Origin of the sequence: Kitasatospora sp. NPDC002227, assembly GCF_040296285.1 — a bacterium.
GTDB lineage: Bacteria > Actinomycetota > Actinomycetes > Streptomycetales > Streptomycetaceae > Kitasatospora.
Genome location: NZ_JBEOWY010000003.1, coordinates 249,442 through 263,285, shown reverse-complemented (window position 1 = coordinate 263,285; position 13,844 = coordinate 249,442). Strand labels below are relative to the sequence as shown.

At 71.8% G+C, this 13,844-nt stretch carries 14 protein-coding genes and 1 pseudogene; 11 read left to right on the top strand and 4 right to left on the bottom strand.

Annotated features, from left to right (window positions below):
• Nucleotides 1–25: 25 nt before the first annotated feature.
• On the bottom strand, nucleotides 26–931 hold the full coding sequence (locus tag ABT095_RS04870; protein WP_350527841.1) for an SGNH/GDSL hydrolase family protein: 906 nt from the start codon (nucleotides 929–931) through the stop codon (nucleotides 26–28).
• 259 nt (nucleotides 932–1,190) lie between these two features.
• Here ABT095_RS04870 and ABT095_RS04865 point away from each other — a divergent pair, with 259 nt between their 5' ends.
• Nucleotides 1,191–2,846, top strand: a complete 1,656-nt coding sequence (locus ABT095_RS04865; RefSeq protein WP_350527840.1) for an FAD-binding dehydrogenase — start codon at nucleotides 1,191–1,193, stop codon at nucleotides 2,844–2,846.
• Between the two features lie 15 nt (nucleotides 2,847–2,861).
• Here the strand turns inward: ABT095_RS04865 and ABT095_RS04860 are convergent, their stop codons facing one another.
• Nucleotides 2,862–3,398, bottom strand: a complete 537-nt coding sequence (locus ABT095_RS04860; RefSeq protein ID WP_350527839.1) for a DUF6817 domain-containing protein — start codon at nucleotides 3,396–3,398, stop codon at nucleotides 2,862–2,864.
• A gap of 196 nt (nucleotides 3,399–3,594) precedes the next feature.
• Here ABT095_RS04860 and ABT095_RS04855 point away from each other — a divergent pair, with 196 nt between their 5' ends.
• The 8 genes from ABT095_RS04855 to ABT095_RS04820 all read left to right on the top strand — a co-directional run bounded on the left by ABT095_RS04855 (nucleotide 3,595) and on the right by ABT095_RS04820 (nucleotide 10,425).
• Entirely contained in the window at nucleotides 3,595–4,506 is a 912-nt protein-coding gene (locus ABT095_RS04855) for a LysR family transcriptional regulator (RefSeq protein ID WP_350527838.1), read from the top strand.
• Nucleotides 4,507–4,525: 19 nt separating this feature from the next.
• On the top strand, nucleotides 4,526–4,939 hold the full coding sequence (locus ABT095_RS04850) for a (2Fe-2S) ferredoxin domain-containing protein (RefSeq protein WP_350527837.1): 414 nt from the start codon (nucleotides 4,526–4,528) through the stop codon (nucleotides 4,937–4,939).
• A 76-nt stretch (nucleotides 4,940–5,015) separates the two neighbouring features.
• On the top strand, nucleotides 5,016–5,531 hold the full coding sequence (locus tag ABT095_RS04845; RefSeq protein ID WP_350527836.1) for a hypothetical protein: 516 nt from the start codon (nucleotides 5,016–5,018) through the stop codon (nucleotides 5,529–5,531).
• A gap of 72 nt (nucleotides 5,532–5,603) precedes the next feature.
• The gene (locus tag ABT095_RS04840) at nucleotides 5,604–6,380 is read left to right on the top strand and encodes an aminotransferase class IV (protein WP_350527835.1); all 777 of its coding nucleotides are present in this window, start codon (nucleotides 5,604–5,606) and stop codon (nucleotides 6,378–6,380) included.
• Between the two features lie 155 nt (nucleotides 6,381–6,535).
• Entirely contained in the window at nucleotides 6,536–8,170 is a 1,635-nt protein-coding gene (locus tag ABT095_RS04835; RefSeq protein ID WP_350527834.1) for a purple acid phosphatase family protein, read from the top strand.
• 115 nt (nucleotides 8,171–8,285) lie between these two features.
• Nucleotides 8,286–8,864: a Uma2 family endonuclease gene (locus ABT095_RS04830; protein WP_350527833.1), complete on the top strand. Its 579-nt coding sequence runs from the start codon at nucleotides 8,286–8,288 to the stop codon at nucleotides 8,862–8,864.
• A 34-nt stretch (nucleotides 8,865–8,898) separates the two neighbouring features.
• On the top strand, nucleotides 8,899–9,234 hold the full coding sequence (locus tag ABT095_RS04825; RefSeq protein ID WP_350527832.1) for a YnfA family protein: 336 nt from the start codon (nucleotides 8,899–8,901) through the stop codon (nucleotides 9,232–9,234).
• Nucleotides 9,235–9,333: 99 nt separating this feature from the next.
• Nucleotides 9,334–10,425 (top strand): vWA domain-containing protein, encoded by a 1,092-nt coding sequence (locus ABT095_RS04820; RefSeq protein ID WP_350527869.1) that lies wholly within the window; start codon nucleotides 9,334–9,336, stop codon nucleotides 10,423–10,425.
• A 10-nt stretch (nucleotides 10,426–10,435) separates the two neighbouring features.
• Here the strand turns inward: ABT095_RS04820 and ABT095_RS04815 are convergent, their stop codons facing one another.
• Together ABT095_RS04815 and ABT095_RS04810 are read right to left on the bottom strand one after the other, a co-directional pair.
• Nucleotides 10,436–10,993, bottom strand: a complete 558-nt coding sequence (locus ABT095_RS04815) for a hypothetical protein (protein WP_350527831.1) — start codon at nucleotides 10,991–10,993, stop codon at nucleotides 10,436–10,438.
• 75 nt (nucleotides 10,994–11,068) lie between these two features.
• On the bottom strand, nucleotides 11,069–12,280 hold the full coding sequence (locus ABT095_RS04810) for a pyridoxal phosphate-dependent aminotransferase (RefSeq protein ID WP_350527830.1): 1,212 nt from the start codon (nucleotides 12,278–12,280) through the stop codon (nucleotides 11,069–11,071).
• Between the two features lie 85 nt (nucleotides 12,281–12,365).
• On the opposite strand from ABT095_RS04810, the pseudogene ABT095_RS04805 reads away from it, so the two are divergent.
• Nucleotides 12,366–12,725: pseudogene (locus ABT095_RS04805) on the top strand (winged helix-turn-helix transcriptional regulator); the annotation flags it as partial.
• A 481-nt stretch (nucleotides 12,726–13,206) separates the two neighbouring features.
• Nucleotides 13,207–13,839 carry a GNAT family N-acetyltransferase gene (locus ABT095_RS04800; protein ID WP_350527829.1) on the top strand — a complete coding sequence of 211 codons (633 nt, stop codon included), beginning with the start codon at nucleotides 13,207–13,209 and terminating at the stop codon, nucleotides 13,837–13,839.
• Nucleotides 13,840–13,844 lie beyond the last annotated feature (5 nt).

Genomic DNA, 13,844 nt, shown 5'->3' with positions numbered 1-13,844 from the left:
AAGCCGCGCCCTTGGTGTTTCGTGCTTACCGCAGTGCGTCGAGGACGGCGTCGGCCATCGCCTGCTCGCCCTTGGCGTTGGGGTGGAAGGGGACGGCGGGGGAGCCGGGGAGGGCGCCCTCTATCCAGCGGTCGTCGGAGCAGACGTCGTGGCCCCGGGTGGGGGCCATGGTGTCGACGTAGGTGGCGTTGTTGGCGGCGGAGGCGTCGGCCAGCATGCTGTTGAGCTTGACCAGGACGGTGCGCAGGTAGGCCACGTCGCCGACGGTGACGGGCTGCTTGCCCAGGCAGCTCCACTGGTCCTCGGGCAGCACGGACGGGTACCCGACCACGACGACCTTGGCGTCCGGGGCCTTGGCGTGGATGCGCTGGAGGGTGTCGGCCAGCTGCGGGGCGGCGGCGTCGATCCTGTCCACCAGGGTGTCGTCGCCGTACTCCCAGGCCCAGTCGCTCCAGTTCCAGTAGCCGTGGCCGTAGTGGTCGTGGCAGGGGGTGCCGAGCGGGTTGACCACGGCGCCCGCGATGCAGGTGGCGATCACCTCGCCGATGCCCAGGTCCGAGGTGCCGAGGTCGTTGCCGCCGATGCCGAGGGTGACCAGCTTGGTGCCGGCGTTCACCGCGTTCAGCTGCGGGTCGTTGACGCGGATGAAGGCGTCGTACTGGGGCGAGGTCATCGCGTTGATCTTCGCCGCGGAGCAGGTGACGTCGGTGTAGCTCGTGCTGCCGAGGGCGGCGGCCACCAGGTGCCCGTAGTTGTGGTCCGACCGCAGGCAGAGCCCGGCGGACTGGCCGGGCACCCCGGCGCCGGCGGCGTAGGAGTCGCCCAGGGCCACGTAGTCGCCGGTGGGGGCGGCGGCCTGCGCCGCGGCGGGCGTCAGGGTGGTGAGGGCGGCGGCGAACACAGCGGCACCGAACAGGGCGGAGCGCTTCACGGTTCCTCCTGGGGGAGAGAAACTTGCGACGGGTGGGGGAGCGAATTATCGGCTACTGACAAGTAAGTTACTGTCAGGTTACAAGCGTGTCCAGTGAATTGGGCTTCGGAATTCTGCATTCATGGGTGGAATTCGTGAATTACGCTCCGGGGCGTAGCGAAGCCAATTCCGATTCGCGGTGGATCGAAATTGGTGCTTGACCCCCGGGGGTCGGGCGCTCAGAATCCGATACACACCTGTATCGAGTGAGGAGCGCCGAGTGGCCCTGGACGCCGACGTCATCGTGATCGGAGCGGGCCTGGCCGGCCTGGTCGCCACCGCCGAACTCGCCGACGCCGGGCGGCGGGTGATCCTGCTCGACCAGGAGCCGGCCGCCTCGCTGGGTGGTCAGGCGCACTGGTCCTTCGGCGGCCTCTTCCTGGTGGACTCGCCCGAGCAGCGGCGGCTGCGCATCCGCGACTCACGCGAACTGGCCTGGCAGGACTGGCTGGGCACCGCCGGGTTCGACCGCCCCGAGGACGAGTGGCCGCGCCGCTGGGCCGAGGCGTACGTGGACTTCGCGGCCGGGGAGAAGCGGGCTTGGCTGCGCGCGCAGGGGATCAGGCTCTTCCCGGTGGTCGGCTGGGCCGAGCGCGGCGGGCTGAACGCCGACGGCCCCGGCAACTCCGTGCCGCGCTTCCACATCACCTGGGGCACCGGCCCGGGTGTGGTGGAGCCGTTCGCCCGGCGGGTGCGGGAGGCCGCGGCGCGCGGCCAGGTCGAGCTGCGGTTCCGGCACCGGGTGACCGGGCTGGCGGCGACGGCGGGGGCCGTCGACACGGTACGCGGCGAGGTGCTGGTGCCGAGTGCGGTGGCGCGCGGCGAGGCCAGCTCGCGGGAGGTTGCCGGTCCGTTCGAACTCCGGGCCCAGGCCGTGGTGGTGACCTCCGGTGGCATCGGCGGCAACCACGAGCTGGTACGGGCGGCCTGGCCGTCGCGGCTCGGCACGCCGCCCGCGCGGATGCTCTCCGGGGTGCCCGCGCACGTGGACGGGCTGATGCTGGGGATCGCCGAGCAGGCCGGTGGTTCGTTGATCAACGGTGACCGGATGTGGCACTACACCGAGGGCATCGAGAACTGGAGCCCGATCTGGCCGCAGCACGGCATCCGCATCCTGCCCGGCCCCTCCTCGCTCTGGCTGGACGCACGGGGGCGGCGGCTGCCCGTGCCGCTGTTCCCCGGCTTCGACACGCTGGGGACGCTGGAGCACATCATGACCACCGGGCACGAGTACACCTGGTTCGTCCTCACCCAGAAGATCATCGAGAAGGAGTTCGCCCTCTCCGGCTCCGAGCAGAATCCGGACCTGACGGGCCGTAGCGTGCGCGAGGTGCTGCGGCGCGCCCTGCCCGGCGCCCCGGCTCCGGTCGAGGCGTTCAAGCGGCACGGGGTGGACTTCGTGGTGGCGTCCTCGCTCGGGGAGCTGGTGGCCGGGATGAACGCGAAGACCGCCGAGCCGCTGATCGAGGAGGCCGCACTGCGGCGGGAGATCGAGGCCCGGGACCGCGAGCTGGCCAACCCCTTCGGCAAGGACCTCCAGCTCACCGCCGTCCAGGGCGCCCGGCGCTACCTCGGTGACCGCCTGATCCGCACCGCCGCCCCGCACCGCCTGCTCGACCCCAAGGCCGGCCCGCTGATCGCCGTCCGGCTCTCGGTGCTCACCCGCAAGTCGCTGGGCGGGCTGGCGACGGACCTGGACTCGCGGGTGCTGCGGGCCGACGGTTCGGTACTCGACGGCGTCTACGCGGCGGGCGAGGCGGCCGGCTTCGGGGGCGGCGGCATGCACGGCTACCGCTCCCTGGAGGGCACCTTCCTCGGCGGCTGCCTCTTCTCCGGCCGGGCCGCCGGCCGGGCGGCGGCCCGGGCCACGGGCTAGGGTCCGCCCGGCCGCTCAGGCTCCGCGGCCCAGCTGCCGCCGGCACGCGTCCCAGGCGGGGGCGGAGAGCAGGTCGTGTGCGCCGGTGAAGAGCCGTAGCAGGGCGGGGCCGTAGCGGGTTGCGAGGTCGGGACTGTGGGCCAGCACGTCGAGTTCGTTGGCAGCCGTGAGCTCGACGAAGGCGCGGAGGTCCGGCTCGGCGGGGGTGTGCTCGCGGCCGGTGAAGCGGTCGCGGAAGACGACCGGCCGCCCGTTCGCCAGCCGGGGGTGGACGACGCCGCGGTCGCAGCTCGCGTAGAGGTGGACGAGCGCCTCGGCCCGTTCGCCGGCCGACTCGGCGAGCAGCGGGCGCTCGTGGGTGCCCAGCAGGGCTCGGTCGAATCCGTCGGTGCCGTACATCGCGTGGCAGAGCCCGGCGGCCTGCACGTCGGGGTCCGCGCCCCAGTCGGCCAGCAGTCGTGCGACGCGGTTCAGGTGGTCCAGGAGGGTGCCGCCGGGGTGCGGCAGCTCGGCGGCCCCGCGTTCGCGCAGCAGGTCTTCGACGGAGGGCATCGGGTGTCCACCTCTCGGGTCGCGTCGGTCGCGTGGCGGGTCGACACCCGCCGGCTCCTCGCCGGTCCGCGTCCGGACCGGCTCGAGCAGCCGGCGGGTTGCCGCCCTGGGCCCTGCAGCCATGATCGAGCGTCCGTCAGATCCAAGTCAATCAGCGGCTTTACTGGTACCGGTCCAAGCAATAGCTTGGGTCTCCGTGACTCTCGACGACCTCCGCGTCTTCGCCGCGGTCTGCCGGGCCGGCTCCCTGAGCGGGGCGGCTCGCGACCTCGGCTGCACCCAGTCCGCCGTCAGTCAGCACGTGAAGCGGCTGGAGCGGGAGCTGGGCCTGAGCCTGCTGGAACGGCACCCGCGCGGTGTGGTGCCGACCTCGGCAGGTCACCTGCTGCAGGCCGGGGTCGCCGAGGGCCTGGGCAGCATCGACCATGCCCTGCGCCGACTCGAGGAGGCCGCACGGGCGGAGAGCGGATCGGTGCGGGTCACGACGGGTGCCACGACCGTCCGGCACTTCATGGCGGCGGCTGTTGTCGACTTCCGGCGGCGCTTTCCCCGGGCCAGTCTGGAGTTCCAGACCGAGACCTCGAGCCGAGGCTGCTTCGACGCGCTCGCCGCCGGCCGGGTGGACCTCGCCTGGATCACGCTCGGCCCGACGGAGCGCACGGTGGAGCAGCACCCCGTGGTCGAAGTTCCCTGGGCGCTCGCCGTCTCGGCGGCGAACCCGCTCGCGGCCAAGGAGCGTGTCGAGCCGAGCGACCTGCAGGACGCCCGGCTCATCGGGCTCCCGCAGAACTCCACTTCGCGTCTTCAGCTCGGCGCCTGGCTCGCGGAGGCCGGTATCCGGCCGGTGTTCGACACCAGCGTCGTCGACTGGGACACCGCGATCCTGCTGGCCGAGCTCGGTCTGGGCATCGCCGTCGTCCCGGCCCTGCCCGCCTGGACCGGCCCCGGCCACCCGGACCTGCGCCTGGTCCCCGTCCCCGCGCTGCCCGCCCTCAGTGCGGGCTGGGCGGTCCGTAGCTGGGACGCCCTCTCCCCGCTGGCCCGTGCCTTCGCCGAGACCGTCGCGGACCACTGCGGCCGGCGTTTGGTAGCTTCCCGGGGGAACTGATCTTCGAGGAGGAGTGGCGATGGGGCGTCGTACGAAGGGTGCGGCCGCGGCCGAGGCGGCTTCGCCGGTCACCGTCACGGTGTGCCGGGGCTGCTGCTGCGGCACTGCGGCCAAGCACCCGGGCGTCGACCACGCCGGTCAGCTGGAGCGGCTCAAGGCCGGGGTCGGTACGGCCGGCCGGGTCCGGGCCGTGAACTGCATCGACGCCTGCGACCACTCGAACGTCGTCGTGGTCAGCCCCTCCTCCGAGGGCCGCCGGGCGGGCGGTCGCCCGGTCTGGCTGGGCTGGGTCCTGGCGGAGGACATGCTGGACGACATCTGCCAGTGGGTCCGCGACGGCGGCCCCGGCCTGGCCGAGCCGCCGGGCGTGCTCGACCTGCAGGCGTTCACCGTCTCCCGCCGGGTGGGCGACGCCCTGGCAGCGAAGGACTGACGCGGGCCGCCGTTGACAGGGGCGCGGTCGGAGGGCAACGGTGGAGGCAGGGGCACTGCTCGAAAGGTCGTGCACCATGGCCTCGACTTCTCGCCGGCTCCTGCTCGCCGCCCTGTCGGCGGCCCTGCTGGCCCTGACCCCCGGGGTGGCCTCGGCCGCCACCCTCGACGGCTCCTTCACCTCCAAGGTGCAGAAACCGAACTACACGACCACGGCCTGTGCCGACGGCGACGAGTGCGGGGTCATCCAGCTCACCGGCTACGGCCCCGCCGCCTTCGCCTACCGCTACGGCCCGACCTTCGAGCCGGACGGCACCAAGGGCTGCTACACCGTGGACGGCACCCTCCTGCTCACCCTCCAGTCCGACGGCAGCACGCTCTCCGGCCCGCTCACCGGCGTCTTCTGCCACCCGGGCGGCTCCGAGGCCCAGCGCGGCAACCCGTCCTACGGCCACCCCTTCCACGAGGACGACACCGTCACCTTCACCCGGGGCACCGGCCAGTTCACCGGCCTGCACGGTACGGCCGCCTTCCACACCTTCAGCGCCGGCGCCGTCTTCAACGGCACCCTGACGGGGACGCTGAGCAGCTGACCGGGCGCGAGCTGACGAACTCGTGGGCAGCTGAAGCGGACGCAACGACTCCCCCTGGATATGTTGGGGTTCATGGCGACACTGGATGGCCGGGCTGTTACCCCGGCGGAGCTGCAGACACTGGCACTGACCAACTACGGGCACTTCACCACGATGCGGGCCGAGTCGGGTCGGGTGCGGGGTCTGGAGCTGCACCTGGAGCGGCTGGTCCGGGACTGCCGGGTGGTGTTCGACGCCGAGCTGGACGCGGACCGGGTCCGCGAGCTGGTCCGGGCGGCGCTGCCGGAGACGGACGAGGCGCTGGCCGTCCGGGTCACGGTGCTCGATCCGGCGATCGAGATCGGGAAGATGGGCCTGGCGGCCGAGCCGAAGGTGCTGGTGACGGCCCGTCCGTCCGGCGCGCTCTCCGGCCCGGCGCTGGCCGCCCGCTCGCGGCTGTTCGCCCGTGACCTGCCGGAGGTCAAGAGCGTGGGCCTGTTCGGCGCGCTGCACCAGCGCCGGCTGGCGATGCTGGAGGGCTACGGCGACGCGCTCTTCGTGGACGCGGCCGGGGTGGTCTCCGAGGGCGGCACCTGGAACGTCGGCTTCGTCCGCGGCGAGGAGACCGTCTGGCCCGACGCGCCCAGCCTGCCCGGTACGGCGATGGCACTGCTCAAGGGCCTTCGGCCGTCCGTCACCGAGCAGGTGACTCTCGGTCAGCTCGGCTCCTTCGACGCGGCCTTCGCGACCAACGCGGTGGTCGGCGTGCGGCCGATCGCCCGGATCGACGAGACCGCGCTGCGGGCCGACCACCCGGTGCTCGGCGAGCTGCTGGCCGCGTTCCGCGATCTGCCGGGTGACCTGCTCTGACGTCCGCCACGGCCACCCCGGTGGGTACTCGTCGGGGTGGCTGAGGGGCCGTTACGAACATGTGACCGGTCTTTACCGGGTGGTAGGCCGACGCGACGACGGTTGTTCACCGGCAGTACGTGTGCGCGCCACGCTTCGCTGGAAGCCTCCACGGCATGGATATCCCTCGCATGGGCGTGCCCGAGAAGCTCGCCGACCGCATGAGCATGGCTGAGCAGCACGAGTACCTGCGCAGCAAGTTCTCCCGCCGCAAGGCCCTCCGGACCGGTGCCGTCACCGTCGGCGCGCTCGCGGTCGGCAGCGTCATCGGGTCCGGCACCGCCTCGGCGGCCGCCCCGGCCACCCCGGGCCTGCTGGGCGCCGGTGTCACCGAGGGCATCAACGGCTCGATGGTCGCCCCGATGGGCCGTCACCTCGCCTTCGGCGGCGAGGCCGACACCCAGATGCGCATCTCCTGGCAGACCCCGGCCCCCGTCAAGCGCGCCTTCCTGCGCTTCGGCAAGGCCCCGTGGGACCTCAGCCACAAGGTGTGGGCCGACCAGCGCGTGCTGCACACCCCGTCGCTGGTGCAGAACGCCCCCGAGCTGGACCAGTACTACATCCACGCCTCGCTGCACGGCCTCGAGCCGGACACCACGTACTACTACGGTGTCGGCCACGACGGCTTCGACCCGGCCTCGCAGCAGGCCATCTCCACCCTGCGCACCTTCCGCACCGCTCCGGCCCGCGGCTGGCGCGGCGGCAAGGCGTACGAGCCCTTCACCTTCACCGCCTTCGGCGACCAGGGTGTCTCGGCGCACGCGGCCGGCAACGACAACGTCATCCTGGCGCAGAACCCGAAGTTCCACCTGCACGCGGGTGACATCGCCTACGCGGACCCGATGGGCCAGGGCCAGGACGCCGACAAGGTCGCGTTCAACGCCAAGACCTGGGACGACTTCTTCGTCCAGACCGAGACCGTGGCCGCCACCGTCCCGTGGATGGTCGCCTACGGCAACCACGACCTGGAGGCCTGGTACTCGCCGAACGGCTACGGCGGCGAGAACGCCCGCTTCTTCCTGCCGACCAACGGCCCGGACCCGCGCCTGGTGCCCGGTGTCTACTCCTTCAAGTACGGCAACGTCGGTGTCATCTCGCTGGACGCCAACGACGTCTCCTACGAGATCCCGGCCAACCTCGGCCTCACCGCCGGCAAGCAGACCACCTGGCTGGACCGCAAGCTGCGCGACTTCCGCGCGGACGAGACGGTCGACTTCATCGTGGTCTTCTTCCATCACTGCGCCTTCTCCACCACGCACCAGCACGCCTCCGACGGTGGTGTCCGGGACGCCTGGGTGCCGCTGTTCGAGAAGTACCGCGTGGACCTGGTGATCAACGGTCACAACCACGTCTACGAGCGCACCGACGCGATCCTCGGCAACAAGGTCTCCAAGGCCGTGCCGAGCGGCGAGACCGTCGAGCCCGCCAAGGACGGCGTCGTGTACGTCACCGCCGGTGCCGCCGGTCGCAGCCTCTACCGCTTCGACGCCCCGGACACCTACGAGGGCCACGAGCACCGCCTCGACTCGGTGGACACCTTCCACTTCGACAAGGGCCAGGTGAAGGTCACCGAGACCGTCGAGTGGTCGCGCGTGCGCTACACCGGCTTCTCCTTCATCAAGGTCGACGTCACCCCTGCCGCCAAGGGCGCCAAGTCCGCCATGAAGGTCACCGCCCTCGCCGAGAACGGCACCCAGGTGGACCACTACACCATCGTCCGCACCGCGGGCGAGAGCACCCACCACCACTGACGCTTCCCCGGCGCTCGGGCCCGCACCGCTCCGGCGGCTGCGGGCCCGATGCCTTTCCGTGGTATGACGGTGTCAGGGCGGGCCGCGCCGGGTCATCGACCGCGAAGGAGCCATCATGACGGCCATGGCCGAATCCCGGCCGCAGATGCGGGTCGAGGACTTCGAGCAGATCGCTGCCTCGGCACCGGAGACGGTGACCCTGGAATTCATCGACGGACGCTTGGGGGTCAAGGCTGTGCCCGACGGTGACCACGGGGCGATCATCATGTGGCTGCTCCGCCAGTGCATGCAGCACCGCCCCGAACTGGATCTCCACATCGAGCAGGGCTTGCGGGTCGAGACCTACCGCAGCGGCTGCGCCCGCCCCGACGGAGTGCTGGCCCCGGTGGCACACTTCGCGGGCCAGGGCGAGTGGGCGGAGCCGACGGGCGTGCTGATGACGGTCGAGATCACCTCGTACGACCGTGACACGGACCAGCGGGACCGGGTGGAGAAGCCGGTGGCCTACGCCCAGGCAGGCATCCCGGTGTACCTGCTGATCGACCGCGAGCGGTGCGAGGTCACCGTCCGTAGCGATCCGCGGGGCGGGCGGTACCGGACCGCGCTGACGCGGGCCTACGGGGACGCGGTCGAGCTGCCGGAGCCGGTGGGGTTCGTGCTGGGGACCGAGATCCTCAAGGCGTACGTGCGCTGAGCCGGGCCGGGGCGGGCGCGTAAACTCCCACGTCATGGGTGTCGTGCGCTCCGTCCTGCTGTTCCTGTTGGCCGCCGTGCTGGAGATCGGCGGTGCCTGGCTGGTCTGGCAGGGCACGCGGGAGAGCCGGGGCTGGGGCTGGATCGGGGCCGGGGTCGTCGCGCTGGGGGCGTACGGGTTCGTGGCCACGCTGCAGGCGGACTCCCACTTCGGCCGGATCCTGGCCGCGTACGGCGGTGTCTTCGTGGCGGGCTCGCTGCTCTGGGGGATGGCCCTCGACGGCTACCGGCCGGACCGCTACGACGTGCTCGGCGCACTGGTGTGCCTGGCGGGCGTGGGCATCATCATGTACGCCCCGCGCGGGCGCTGACGCCGCAAAAGGTCGTTGTCAGTGCCTCGCCGTAATCTTTTACTACGTCGAAGGGGGCGCCGGAGCGGGCGTCGAAATGGCGTGGGAATTGGGGGCACCATCATGTCCGGTCGTATCAAGCACAAGGTCAACCACGTCTCGCTGGTGGTCGACAAGTCCGGCTCGATGCAGCCGCACGCGGATCAACTCGTGCGCGTGGTGGACGAGTTCGTGAAGGGCCTGCAGGAGGAGTCGGACCGGCTCGGCCACGAGACCCGGATCAGCCTCTATGCATTCGACCACGAAGTACAGAATCTGGTCTGGGACATGGACGTCAAGCACCTGCCGTCCCTGCGCGGCCTTTACCGGGTGAACAACGGCGCGACGGCGCTGATCGAGGCCGGCGTGAAATCCGTCGAGGACCTGAAGAACATCTGGGAGGGCTACGGCGAGCACGCCTTCCTCCAGGTGGTGGTCACCGACGGCGAGGAGAACGCCTCCGGCTTCGCGGAGACCGGCACGATGCACATCCGGATGAACACCCGGCGGGGCTCCGCCCACCTGCAGCACTGGACGGACCGGATCCGCACGGTGATGGACGAGCTCCCCGACCACTGGACGTCGGCGATCCTGGTGCCGAACTCGCTGGCCAAGCGCACCGCCCAGGAGTACGGCTTCCCGGCGGGCAACATCGCGATCTGGGACGCGGACTCCAGCAAGGGCGTCGAGGAGGCCATCGGCACCGTCAAGTCGGCCGCCGCCGGCTTCCTCCAGGGCCGCGAGCAGGGCGTGCGCGGCACCAAGAACCTGTTCGCCATGGGCCAGGGCCTGCGCACCGCCGACGTGACGGCCAACCTCGACCCGCTGGACGCCGGGAAGTACGTCCTGCTCCCGGTCGACCAGGCCGCGCCGATCCGCGAGTTCGTCACCAGCTCCGGGCAGCCCTACACGACCGGCTGCGCCTTCTACGAGCTGTCCAAGCGCGAGAAGATCCAGGGCGGCAAGCAGCTGGCCGTGGCGGAGAAGGACAAGGCCACCGGCCGCCTGACCGGCAGGGTGTACTCCGGCCCGGCCGCCCGGCAGCTGCTCGGCCTGCCGGACGCGGAGGCCACGGTGAAGCCGGGGGAGAACCCGTCGTACACCGTGTTCGTCCAGTCGACCTCGGTCAACCGGAAGCTGGTGCCGGGCACCAAGCTGCTCGTCCTGCTCTGACGCGGTGGGATCAGGTCGGGGGCGTGCCGCCGGGGGGCGGCACGAGCCGGCCGTCGGCGATGGTGAAGCCGGCTTCGACCAGGTAGGGGCGGGCCTGTTCGAGCAGCGAGAGGACGCGCAGCGCCGTCCGCGCGCAGATGACGGCCATCGGGAGTTCGACCAGGCCGGCCATCAGCAGGGCCTGGACGAGCTCGCCGGTGGTGGGGGCGGTCATCACGTCGAACCAGGCGTCGACCACCAGCAGGGTCGCGGCCGCCGCGTTGACGAAGGCGCTCTTGGGGGAGAGGCGCAGGATGCGGACGGCCGCGCCGGTGAAGACCAGGATGAGCAGCGCGTCGAAGCCGCCCCAGGCGATGTTCCACCGCTCGGCCTGCTGGCGGCCGGGGAGGGTGAGGAAGAGCAGCACCGTCCAGGGCAGCAGCAGGGCTGCCGCCGTCAGGAAGACCAGCGCCAGCCGCGGGGTGACCACCCGCTCGGAGGCCAGGCTCGCGCGCTCGCGCAGCAGGGCGGGCGGGTGGAGGAAGGCGGGGAGGCGCCTCTCCCAGCCGTTCGGGGGCTTGGGTCTCATCGGTGCGGCTCCCCTCGTGGCCCGGCCCGGCGCGGGTGCACCGAGGGTACGCCGGGCGGGCCGGGGGCGGGGAGACTACTGGCGGTACGTGGTGAGGAAGCGGCCGATGCGGCTGATCGCGGTCTCCAGGTCGTCGGCCCTCGGGAGGGTGACGAAACGGAAGTGGTCGGGGCGGGGCCAGTTGAAGCCGGTGCCCTGGACGATGTGGATCTTCTCGCGGAGCAGCAGGTCCAGGACGAACTGCTCGTCGTCCACGATCTTGTGCACCTTCGGGTCGAGCTTGGCGAAGGCGTACAGCGCGCCCTTGGGCTTGACGCAGCTGACCCCGGGGATCTCGTTGAGCGCGCGCCAGGTGACGTCCCGCTGCTCGGTGAGCCGGCCGTTGGGGAGCGTCAGATCCTTGATCGACTGGTGGCCGCCGAGGGCCGCCTGCACCGCGTACTGGGCGGGCACGTTGGGGCACAGCCGCATGCCCGCGAGCATGGTGAGCCCCTCCAGGTAGTCCTTGGCGTGCTGCTTGGGGCCGGAGACCACGAGCCAGCCGCTGCGGAAGCCCGCGACCCGGTAGGCCTTGGAGAGGCCGTTGAAGGTGAGGGTGACCACGTCGTCGGCCAGGGCGGCCATGCAGTGGTGCTCGACGTCGTCGTAGAGGATCTTGTCGTAGATCTCGTCCGCCATCACCAGCAGGCCGTGCCGGCGGGCGAGGTCGAGGATGCCCTCCAGGAGCTCCTTGGGGTAGACCGCGCCGGTGGGGTTGTTCGGGTTGATGACGACGATGGCCTTGGTGCGGTGGGTGATCTTGCTGGCGATGTCCTCGAGGTCCGGGTACCAGTCGGCCTCCTCGTCGCACAGGTAGTGCACGGCCTTGCCGCCGGCCAGCCGGACCACCGCCGTCCACAGCGGGAAGTCGGGGGCGGGTACGAGCACCTCGTCGCCGTCGTCCACCAGGGCCTGCACGGCCATCTGGATCAGCTCGGAGGCGCCGTTGCCGAGGTAGACGTCGTCCACCGTGACGTTCTCGACGCCGCGCTCCTGGTAGTACTGCACGACGGCCCGGCGGGCGGGCAGGATGCCGCGGGAGTCGCTGTAGCCGTGGGCGTTCGGGAGGTTGCGGATGATGTCCTGGAGGATCTCCTCCGGCGCCTCGAAGCCGAAGGGCGCCGGGTTCCCGGTGTTCAGCCGGAGCACGCTGTGGCCGGCCTCCTCCAGTGCGTTGGCCTGGTCGACCACCGGCCCGCGGATCTCGTAGCACACGCCCGCCAGCTTGCTGGACTGCCGAAACTCCATCAGCGGCCTCCCGACCCTCGCCTTGTTGCTTTGTTCTACCAAGTATCCACTTGGAAAGTCCAACCTTTTGGCTATGCTGATCCACATGTCACGCCAGCCACGTCGAAGCTACGACCAGTACTGCGCCGTCGCCCGGGCCCTGGACGCCGTGGGGGAACGCTGGAGTCTCCTGATCGTCCGTGAACTCCTCGGCGGCCCGCGCCGCTACACCGACCTGCACGCCGACCTGCCCGGCGTCAGCACCGACATCCTCGCCAGTCGTCTGAAGCAGCTGGAGGGCGAGGGGTTGGTCGAACGCCGCCGCCTGGAGCGGCCCGCCAACGCCACGGTGTACGAGCTCACCGGGCGCGGCGCCGCGCTGCGGCCGGTGGTGGCCGCGCTGGGCGAGTGGGGGCTGGACGCGCTCGGTGAGCAGCGGCCGACGGACGCGGTCCGGGAGCACTGGGTGACGGGCGTCCGCTGACCGCTGCGGTGCAGCGCAGCGGTGCGCCGGCCGGCGATCACGGGCGCGACCGCACTGGGGGTATACCTGTTGACGCGTCAGGGGAGCGGTTCTTAGCGTCGCCGGGGCGATCGCGGGCGCGGTCGGCCGCAGGCTGTGCCCCGACCGGCAGGAGAACGTGTGCTGTACCGCCCCAGTGTTGAGTCCGATCTGCCCGAGGTGGCCGGCTGCGTGCTGCCCGCCCCGTTCGACCGGGTGTCCGCCTCGGTCTACCGCGCCCGGGCGGCGGAGGGGGTCTACCGGCCCGAGCACACCTGGATCGCGGTGGACGACGACGGCCGGGTGGTCGCCCGCGCCGTCTGGTGGGCCCCCGGCGGCGGGGTGCCGGAGGTGCTGGACTGCCTGTGGGTCGATCCGGCGGTGCCCGACCCGGCGGCGGTGGGGGGGCTCGCTGCTCCGTGCCGCCCATGCTTCGCTCGGCGCCGTGCCCGAGTACCAACTGATGCTGCCGCCGGGGTGGGAGGCGGACGCCTCGGTCGTGGCCCAGGTGGAGTGGCGCCGGGCGGCGGCGGCCTCGGCCGGGCTGACCCGGGAGCTGGAGCGGCTGCGGTTCGAGTGGCGCCGGCCGGGGGCGGTGCCGCCGCCGGCCGACGGGCGGCTGCGCTTCGGGCCGGCCTCCGACGAGGTGTTCCGCGAACTCTTCGCCTCGGTCGCGGTGGGGAGCCTGGACGACTTCACGCAGCGGGACGTTGCCCGTTGCGGGATCTCGGAGCACGCCCGCGAAACCCTCGACTACTACCGCTCCCTCCCGGGCAACCGCTCGTGGTGGCGGGTGGCCCGCACGGCGGAGGGGCAGTTGGCCGGGTTCGTCATACCCTCGGCGAACGACGGCGGCCCGGTGGTGGGGTACCTGGGCGTGCTGCCCGCACTACGCGGCCACGGCCTGGCCGACGAACTGGTGGCCGAGGCCACCCGCTCCCACGCAGCCCGTGGCGCGGACCGCGTCCGGGCGGACACCGACTCGCTGAACGCCCCCATGGCGGCGGCGTTCCTGCGGGCGGGCTACCGGGTCACGGCTGCACGGCTGGTGCTCTCGGCCCGTGGTGGCGAGGGCTGAGGCCG

Coding starts and splice junctions, on each gene's coding strand:
- ABT095_RS04860 (WP_350527839.1), bottom strand. CDS start 3,398: ATGCCCTCCGTCGAAGACCTGCTGCGCGAACGCGGGGCCGCCGAGCTG.
- ABT095_RS04850 (WP_350527837.1), top strand. CDS start 4,526: ATGGGGCGTCGTACGAAGGGTGCGGCCGCGGCCGAGGCGGCTTCGCCG.
- ABT095_RS04845 (WP_350527836.1), top strand. CDS start 5,016: ATGGCCTCGACTTCTCGCCGGCTCCTGCTCGCCGCCCTGTCGGCGGCC.
- ABT095_RS04840 (WP_350527835.1), top strand. CDS start 5,604: ATGGCGACACTGGATGGCCGGGCTGTTACCCCGGCGGAGCTGCAGACA.
- ABT095_RS04835 (WP_350527834.1), top strand. CDS start 6,536: ATGGATATCCCTCGCATGGGCGTGCCCGAGAAGCTCGCCGACCGCATG.
- ABT095_RS04830 (WP_350527833.1), top strand. CDS start 8,286: ATGACGGCCATGGCCGAATCCCGGCCGCAGATGCGGGTCGAGGACTTC.
- ABT095_RS04825 (WP_350527832.1), top strand. CDS start 8,899: ATGGGTGTCGTGCGCTCCGTCCTGCTGTTCCTGTTGGCCGCCGTGCTG.
- ABT095_RS04815 (WP_350527831.1), bottom strand. CDS start 10,993: ATGAGACCCAAGCCCCCGAACGGCTGGGAGAGGCGCCTCCCCGCCTTC.
- ABT095_RS04810 (WP_350527830.1), bottom strand. CDS start 12,280: ATGGAGTTTCGGCAGTCCAGCAAGCTGGCGGGCGTGTGCTACGAGATC.